This window comes from Collimonas sp., from assembly GCF_044339385.1.
Classification (GTDB): Bacteria; Pseudomonadota; Gammaproteobacteria; order Burkholderiales; family Burkholderiaceae_D; genus Collimonas.
Map to the genome: position 1 here is coordinate 1 of NZ_JBIIVN010000105.1, position 9,337 is coordinate 9,337.

Genomic DNA, 9,337 nt, shown 5'->3' on the forward strand with positions numbered 1-9,337 from the left:
TGCCACCTTCGCTTTTTGTTGCCCGCTGAAACTGTTTCGTTTTAATTCGTTCATATCCTGCCTTCGTTGTTCAGTGCAGGATACTCCTTAAACTATTGTCCGGATTTCCGGGTCCACTATATACCGCCTTCTGGCGGTCATTTTCATTCTAAGGTCGTGACGTAAAAAATCTAACACTCTCGGCACACCAACAAACTCCGTAATCCACTTGCTCGCTGAGTTTTCCGCTGAATGGCTTGTTCCAGAACTGCGGGAACAGGGGTAACCAAGGTGAAGTGCTCTTTCGCTCGCGTTATGCCGGTGTACACCAATTCGCGCGCGACGACCGGTCCAGCCTCGGTTGGCAAGACCATCACCACATGCGCGAATTCGGAGCCTTGCACCTTGTGCACCGTCATTGCATAGGTGGTGTCGACGTTGGCCAAACGTGTGGCCAATACGCTGCGCACCACATCGCCATTCAAAAAATATACGCGCAGCGAGTCAGTGCGCAACGGGTCAGGCAGAGTGATGCCGATGTCGCCATTAAATACCCTGATACTGTAATCGTTGCGCGTCACCATCACCGGACGCCCCGGATACCATTCTCCACGGCGGCGGATCAGACCTTCCTTTTCCAGGCGCTGCTCAAGTGCCTGATTGATACCGGCAACGCCCCACTCTCCCTCACGTACGGCGCACAGCACCCAAAACGCATCAAACGCCTTCAGTACACGATAGACCCAGTCTTCATAGACCTTTACGTCACAGGGCATGGGACTTGCCTGCAGCAATTGCAGATAGGGACGGTAGCCACCTTCTGCTCCCGGGCGCCCATTGATCGCAAGATGCAATAACTCGTCCTGGCGGGCATGATTCATCCAATGCAGAATCTGATCTTGCCGGGCGTGCAGGAAGGTTGCCGCCTCCGACGAATCGCCCGCATTCACAGCGAGTGCGAGGGTCCCGATCGGGCCGCTGAATCGTCGGCTTTTGCGTAACATGACCGTTTGCTGTGCGAGCGCATCATTGCCGGTGACCATGTTGTCGGGAATAGTTTCACCACTTGCCTCGAACACATAACGCGCGTTCTGCTCCGCATACCCCCCCCTCTCTGCCCCAAAACTCAGGTCGCCCAGCACCGCCCCCGCTTCCACCGAGGCCAGCTGATCTTTGTCTCCTAATAAAATTACCATGGTAGTTAGCGGGAGTGCGTCAAGCAACGCCGCCATCATTTCCAGATGGATCATCGAAGCTTCATCGACGATCAGCACATCGACTTCGAGGGGATTGCCTGCATGGTGACGCATGGCGCGGGTATCGGGGCGAGCGCCCAGCAAGCTGTGCAGCGTGCATGCGGCCGGCAGACGGTCAGTCAGATCGGCCAAAGGCAAGGCATCCCCGACCTTGGCTGCCAGGCCGCCAAGCGCATCATCGATAGACTGCTTGAGCCGTGCTGCGGCCTTACCGGTCGGTGCTGCCAGGGCAATGCGCAGCCGCGCGGGATCCTCAGCCAACGCCAACAGCAACGCCAACAGGCGTGCCACCGTGTAGGTTTTACCTGTTCCGGGTCCACCTGTGATAATCGAGAACGTGCCACGCACAGCGACGGCGCAGGCAATTTTTTGCCAGTCGGGCTCGACATTGCCTGCTTGCGCGCCAAACAGCAGATCGAGCCACTGGCGCACCAGCGCGGTATTCACTGCACGCCGTTGGGCAGTGCGTTCGCCAATTACGCGCGCGACCAGCGTTTCGTCGCGCCAGTAACGCCGCAAATAAAGCCGATCCTGATCCAGCACAAGTGGCTGGCTGCGATCCGGATTGCCCACTACCCATACCTGCTGGTATTGCGCGAGCGCCAGTTGCCACTCGGTCGTAGTCGCCGGAAGGTGCCCGGCGGCCGTCTGCAGGGTATGCCACTGCTCGCGCGTCCAACCCAGCAGCGTACACGGATCGGCGGCAAGCTCTTCCAGCTTCAGGCAACTGTGACCGCGCCCTTCGAGTTCGGACAGTAATGCGCAGCTGACCACCAGTGACGCCGGTGCAGGTGAATGCGCCAGCGATGCGATGAAACGGGCAAATGCCACTCCCAGTTGCCGCAGCAGCCCATCGTCGACCATGGTGTCGACGGCAGCGAATAATGCACTTGTCATGCTGATTCCTCAATGTGTGCCGGCAAAGGCAATAACTGATCCAACGCTGTCAGCAAGGCCGGATCTGGTTGCAAGTGATAACACCCGTGTGTGTCGGCATTAGCCAGTCCGCGCAGGAAGAAAAATAGCGCCCCTCCCAGATGGCGTGCCGGATCGTAGTTCGCACCGAGCCTGCTGCGCAGCAGCCGGTGCAGTGCGAGCAGGTAGATCATGCCCTGGACATCGTAGCGACTTGCCGCCATGCCTTCGGCCAGCGCCTCTTTGTGGTAACCGCCGTCGCCGCTGGCTAGCGCATTGGATTTATAGTCCAGCACCCAGTAGCGGCCGGCATGCTCGAAGACCAAGTCCATGAAGCCGCGCAACATGCCATTGAGTTGACGTTCGGACAAAGGCGGACGCGGCAGATCCTCGAGCAGGTGCGTCTGACACAAACCGTCGAGGGCTTTCGTCGCCAGTCCATCGGCGGCAAACCAGAACTCCATTTCAGGCGACAGATTGCCAAGCGTACATAATGCAGCGCCCAATGGCGGCAGTTCGGTCGTGGCGATTGCATGCATCCAGACGACGACGTCGTCCTGGCGATGTCCCCACCCTGCTCGCTCACAGCGCGCCCTCAGCCGACCATCGAATCGCGCGTCGTCGACCAAGTCGAAATCTTCGAGTGCCATCCATTCCAGCTGCTCATGCAAGAATTGCCCGGGCAGCGCACCGCGCGGGAAACGGTGCCATGCAACGTCCTGGCGCATGTCATCGGTCTCTTTGTCGTCGTCTTCAACCAGTTTTTCTGCCATCGGCGTGGCGGGTACCGGCGTAGCGCACAGATCGCGGGTGATCGACGTATAGCTGGCAATCGCCCAATTACGCTCAAGCGCACAGGTAAAATGTGGCGCCGCAATCAAGGGCGGCCTGCTATCGGCGCGCGACAGCGGCGTGCGTGCCGGCACCGCATCGGCTGCCTGTATGCGGATGCCGGCACAGTTCTCACGCAGCACCTGCAACGCCGGCATTAATTGGGCGCTCGAAATGTCCGCGCCGCCGCCCAGCAGATAACCGAACGCTGAGCCATCGATCTTGTTGTCGAGCGACGCAACGCCAAGCCACAGTGCATGGCGCGCGCGCGTCAGTGCCACATACAGCAGCCGCACATCTTCCTCAATGCGAGCGGCATCCATGGCGGCACGCGCTTTATCAGTCAGAGAAAAATCGATTTGGGGTTGGCCTGCATCATCGGTAAAGGCGAAAAAACTTCGATTTCTGCGAGTAACCGGTTTGGCCGACACCGCAAACGGTAGAAAGACCAACGGGTATTCCAGGCCCTTGGATTTGTGCACGGTAATTACCTGAACCAGCTCTGCATCACTCTCAAGGCGCAAGATGCGCTCATCGCCGCCGTCGGTGTCATTGTCAATCTGCTCGGCCAACCAGCGAATCAGCGCCTGCTCGCCGTCGAGTTGCTGGCTGGCGCTTTGCAGCAGTTCAGCCAGATGCAACAGGTCGGTCAGGCTGCGCTCGCCGCCGATCTGATTGAGCAAACTCGCCGGCAAACCAAGCTCATGGATAAAATGCCGCAGCATAGCCAGCACACCCTGACGCTGCCATATCAGACGCAGTGCTTTTAACTGTTCGACACGCGCTTCCCATGCCAGGTCATCCGCGGCAAGCGTCGCCAGAGCCGACAACGACAAGCCCGCCGTGCGGGTGGCGAACGCGGCGCGCGCAAGACTGCCAACCAGCGGGTTGGCCACCGCCTGCAACCATAACAAGACATCGGCGGCCTGCACGCTGTCAAACACCGAATCCTTATCTGACAAATAGACACTGGCCACTTTGCGCTGTTGCAGTGCGCGGCGCACAGCTGCCGCTTCATAGCGGTCGCGCACGAGTACGGCGATATCGGCCGGTTTGAGCCGTTCGAATTTATCGTCTTGTGAGGCAAAACCGGCCTCCGGATCGTTGAGTAAGGTCACGATCTGTTCGGCACACTGCGCCGCAAAATGAGCGCGGTAGTCATCGGCTTTGAGCGTGCTATCTTGATTGCACCAAATCGTCAGCACTGTGAGTGCATCGTCGGCACAAACCAGGCGTTCCTTGCGGCCATTGGCCAGCACATTCTCAAACGGCAAAGGGTTATTGCCGTTTTTGCGGAAACGGAAAGCGCCCGCCGGATGGCCGGGCTTGGCCCCCTGTCCTTCGGCATGCAGGAACGCCTGGTTGACCGCTTCGACCAGCGTCTCGCTGGAGCGAAAATTGGTACCCAACAGGTAATGGCGTCCGGCCGTCGCTTGGCGCGCATCCAGATAACTACGAATGTCGGCCCCTCGAAACCCGTAGATGGCCTGCTTTGGATCGCCGATCAGAAACAAACCAAGGGAAGACTGGGTATTGGCGACCTGATACAGCAAGTCGAAGATGCGGTACTGGTCAGGGGACGTATCCTGAAATTCATCGATCAGCGCGACCGGGTATTGGGTAGTGATGCGGCGCGCAAGCGTTTTGCCATTGCTGCCTTCCAGTCCTGCTCGCAGACGGGCGAGCATGTCGGCAAAACCGAACTGACGGGTACGCCGTTTGAGTTCGGCCATGCGCTGCGCGATCCGGGTCGCGGCATGCCGCATGAGATAGTGGCCGATCGGCTCAAGTCCCATGAGTTGTTGCTGAAGCGACACCAGTTGCGCGAAGTCGTCCCTCGGCGCAACTGAATGCCCCTTCTTGCAGGACTTCAGAAGGTTGTCGAGCGTGAGTTTTTCCCACGCCTTGTCAAAATCGGCGCCCGGTACAATGATGTCTGGATCTGTTGCCCAGGCGCGCAGCGCGTTAATCCAGGTCGCCACCGTTGCTGCTTTCAAGGTAGTGCCGCTTAACGCTGTCCGATTGTCCGCTATCCATGCTTCCATCCGCTCGGCCCGCTCGGCCCAACCCGGTTTGACGGCGGCCACATGGGCCTTTTGCTCCTGACTCACACGTATGATCATCTGCCCGAGCGACTCGGCAGTTGCCGCGCCGAATACTGCGACATGATTGACCAGTTGGCGCATGGCTTTTTCCATGCTCTCCAGATTGGGCCAGCAGTCGCGCAGCACCGCGAGTTGTACGCCGTCAAGCGGGTACACATGCTGCCGCCAATAGTCCCTGACGGCGTCGCTGAACAAGCTATTTTCGCTGCTTACCAACTCTTCGTCGAACAGGCAGCCGCTGTCAAACGCGTGTTCGCGCAACATCCGCTGGCACCAGGCGTCGATCGTGAAGATCGCACAGTCATCCATCGCTTCGGCCGCCATCATGAGCAGATGCGCTGCCTGCAGGCGCTCCGAGTCGGCCGGATAACTGGCAATCAAATCCAGCAGAAATGGATCGCTGGCAGCAGACACCAGCCCGCGGAAATATGCCGCCGCCTCCACCAGGCGCGCGCGGATGCGTTCGGTCAGTTCCCGCGTCGCGGCGCGGGTAAAGGTCATCACCAGTATCTCGGACGGAGACAGTGCACGACCGAAACCCTCTTCGCCACCGTGACCAAGTACCAAGCGCACATAGAGGGCGGCAATAGTCCAGGTCTTGCCGGTGCCGGCGCTGGCCTCGATGAGGCGCGAACCCTTCAGGGGGAAATGCAATGGGATAAGAGCTTGACTCATGCTGGGTCGCTTTCGATTGATGCTGCTTCGAGCGTGGTTATCGTGACATGGCTGGCGAGCCACTCGACCAGCGGGGCATAGAGCGCCCGCGAGCATTTTTCCCAATCGGGTTCGGCACTGAGTGCCGCGAAATCGCTCCATAACCGCGCCAGGCACGGATCGGCGACTTCGCCATCGAGCTTATAACCGCCGTCATATGTTTCGCGTTGTTTGCCGGTCGTGAGAAACTGCAAGGCCGTCTTGCAGGCGGTGGGCAACGGCCGATCGAGTCCGTCTTTCCAGCTCGACATCAGGCTCACAAGGGTCTGTCTGGCGCTGTCGGCCTCCAGTGGCGCCATCACGATCAGCGCGTCGGATGCCACCAGGTAGCCGGTCACCCTATGTCCGAGTGCGGCAGCGGCCAGATGCCGGATCCAGGCGCCAATCAGCTTCTCGCCACGCGGCGCCGGAGCATTGTCAGCAGTCGTGACCTTACCCGGATTTTGTTCAAGCCAAACCGTTTCGCTACCATCGCTGCGCAATTTGTCCAGCCAGTCTTCCAGTTCCACGTTGTCATGCGCAAAAGCAACCGGAAGCTTAGCGGATGCCAGCGGAAACTGCTTGCATAGCGTCAGCCAGGTCGTACGCACCGGCACCAGCTTACGTACCAGATGCTCTTGCCAATATTCCCCCATCAGGCCAATCGGCAGCACGCCCTCGCGTGCCAGGCGCGCAGTACGCTCGCGCAAGCGGGTCGCCACCTCGGCGATTGGCTCCTGCGGACCACTATCGTCAAGCAGGATGTCGAGAATGCCATATTCCTCCAGGCCGTTGAGACCGAACGGCTCCTCATCCTGCCCCACGATTTGGCTATCGGCAAAGACCACTTGCAGCCGCTGCCGGAAAAAATATTTCACCGGTTGTCGAACGAAGCGCGCCAGTTCACTCAGTGTCAGCCGGGACTCCTGATCTCTCTGCAACGGCGACAAAGCGGAACCCTCCTCCTCGCTGCTGTCGCCATGCGCTGTGCGCCATTCCCTGGCATAGGTCCGCAATCCGCCCTCTTCAAAGTAGCGGCGGCTAAAGGGCTGCAATGGATGTTCGGTCGTAATCTGCGCCAGATCCAGATCCCATCCGCTGCATAGATAATCGCGCAATTGGGACGCCAGCACCGAAGGCGGTTGCACGCTGTTGTCACGCACGTTGCGCCCCACCCAACTGATATACAGCTTGTCGCGGGCAGCCAGCAAGGCTTCGAGCATCAGGTAACGGTCGTCATCGCGGCGCGAGCGATCCCCAGGGCGGACCAGCCCTGGCTGGGACAGCAAATCGAAGTCGGCATGCTGGGCGCGGCGCGGATAGTCGCCGTCGTTCATCCCCAGCAGGCACACGACGCGGAAGGGCACGGCGCGCATCGGCATGAGGGCACAAAAGGTCACACCGCCGGAAACAAACCGCTGACTAAGTTGCGGCGCGTCAAGCGACCCAAGCCAGCCCTCGCGCAGGACCACCAGCGGGACCGGCTCGTCGAATTCCGCCGTTTCACAGTCTTCCAGCCAGGCCTGCAACGCTTGTTCGAGCTGAGCGACTGTAAGGCGGTCACGCTCGTCGCCGGCATCGAAAAATGTTTTCAACAGCAGCCGGGCACGCTCTCCCCAGACCACAGGTGGTACGGATTGCGCCAGCAAAGCGCGCCAGCTCAGCAATTTCTCGACGAAACTTGCCAATGCCCCGGCCAGCGCCGCATCCAATCCGCCGACTTCTGCATATGGCTCGATACCCGCATAACTGGCGTCGCCACCATTGGCATAACCCAACAACATGCGCCGCACACCGAATAACCAGGCATTTTGTTCGCCAGCCGGGCCAAGTCCGAGACTTTCGCGGTGCGCTGTGTCCAAACCCCAGCGCACACCGGAACCTGCGATCCATTGCCCCAGGCGCGGCAAGTCCGCTTCGGCAATTCTGAAGCGCGCAGCCAATGCAGGCACGTCGAGCAGGTCACGCACCTCGCTTTGCAGGCAGCGCTGGTCCGGTAGCCGCAGCAGCCAGTCGAGGGCAACCAGCAACGGATTGACCCGCCGCTCCGCAACATCGGCGATTTCGAATGGAATGTAACGCTCGTCGTAGCGGTTGTATTGCCCAAACACGGCGCGGATGGCCGGAGAAAATAACTCGATGTCGGGCACCATCACCACCACGTCACGTGGCTTGAGCGGACTATCGGTCGCGCCGGCAAACATGGCCAGCAACTGATCGTGTAAGACCTCGACCTCGCGCTGTGCGCTGTGGGCCATATGGCACTCGATCGAGCGGTCGGTCGGATCAATGCTGAGGCGAGGATGTTCATTCAAAGGCAGCATGTCGCGGATGGCACCTTGCACCTGTTCCAGTAGATTCTGCCCTTCACCTTCGCTAAACAGATCGATCCGGAGATTGGGAAAGGTCGCGCTGGCCGCCTGCGCGTCGTCGAATTCATCAAGCATGCGAATGAAATCCCGACCCAGACGCCCCCACCCCGCCAATAGCGGGTGGCTGTGGGCATGCATTTTTTCAAATGGCATGTCAGTAAGGTCTCGGCCAGCCCGTTGCTGTTGCCGGTGACGTTTGGCAGTGAGCAAATCCCGACCCTGAATGATGTCACCCCAGTAAAAGCGACAGGGATTGGGTACCGCAATCACCACCTGCATGCGCCTGGCCAGCATGCCCAACGCTTGCAGCGTCTGATAGGGCAATGCTGACACCCCAAACACCACCACACGCCGCGGCAAGTATCCGGAAGGCGCAGCATCGCTGCCGATGGCATCAACAAATTGCTGGCGCACATCGGCGCGCCCGCTGTCCCGCTCCTGTTCCTGTTCCGGTACGCTAGCCAGGATCGCACGCCATAGTTGCGCCTGCCACCGCTGGTCGTCGGCCAGCGCGACCGGGTCGCCGCTCGGTCGCCGCAATATGTCCCGACCGGCCGACCAATCAACCAGCCAATCTGCACGATAAACCTGGTACTGGTCTAATAGGTCGGACACGCGCTGTGCCAGTTGCAAGCGGCGATCCTGGTCGCCATCGGCCAGAAAGCGTTGCAGCGGGGCAAAGTCGGGTTGCTCCAGCAGCGTAGGCAGAAGACGCATCAAGCGCCACGTCAGCGTTGACTTGTCCAATGCCGAGCGACGCGCCACCTTGCGAGAACCCAGCATGCCCCGATACGCTTCCCACAGGAAGCGGCCGGGCAGCGTGATACGGGTGGCGGCACAAACCCCCATTTCTTCGGCAAGCGCTATCTTCAGCCATTCGGCAACACCATTGGATTGAACCAGGAAAATCTCCTGCTCAAGTGGCGCCAGCGGATTGCTGCGCAGCCAGCCAAACACCGCCGAGCGAAGTTGTTCTAGTTGATTGCCGTGAATGGCAAGAAGTCCCGGGCTCAAGTTTGATGGCATAAGAATTCAGTAAGTAGTTAAATCGAGCGCGTTGCCGGAGGGTGTGCTGGATTTTGTGTAAACGGAATTTCGTTTAATTCGGCTTCATCCGTTCTTCAAACTGGATAGTGAAGCGGTTAAGTGCTCCCTTCCAGTCCCGCAATGGCATCGTCCACTTCTT

The 9,337-nt window shown here is 59.5% G+C and carries 3 protein-coding genes; all 3 read right to left on the bottom strand.

Annotation, left to right across the window (positions count from 1 at the left end):
- Positions 1 to 170: 170 nt before the first annotated feature.
- Genes recD through recC form a run of 3 tightly spaced genes read right to left on the bottom strand, consistent with a single transcriptional unit; the run spans position 171 to position 9,177 of the window.
- Positions 171 to 2,132: an exodeoxyribonuclease V subunit alpha gene (gene recD, locus ACIQ0R_RS08665; RefSeq protein ID WP_395826231.1), complete on the bottom strand. Its 1,962-nt coding sequence runs from the start codon at positions 2,130 to 2,132 to the stop codon at positions 171 to 173.
- Positions 2,129 to 5,761 (bottom strand): exodeoxyribonuclease V subunit beta, encoded by a 3,633-nt coding sequence (recB, locus tag ACIQ0R_RS08670; protein WP_395826233.1) that lies wholly within the window; start codon positions 5,759 to 5,761, stop codon positions 2,129 to 2,131. The genes recD and recB overlap by 4 nt, the downstream gene beginning before the upstream one ends.
- Positions 5,758 to 9,177, bottom strand: a complete 3,420-nt coding sequence (recC, locus tag ACIQ0R_RS08675) for an exodeoxyribonuclease V subunit gamma (protein ID WP_395826235.1) — start codon at positions 9,175 to 9,177, stop codon at positions 5,758 to 5,760. Before recC ends, recB begins: the two co-directional genes overlap by 4 nt.
- Between the last annotated feature and the right edge of the window lie 160 nt (positions 9,178 to 9,337).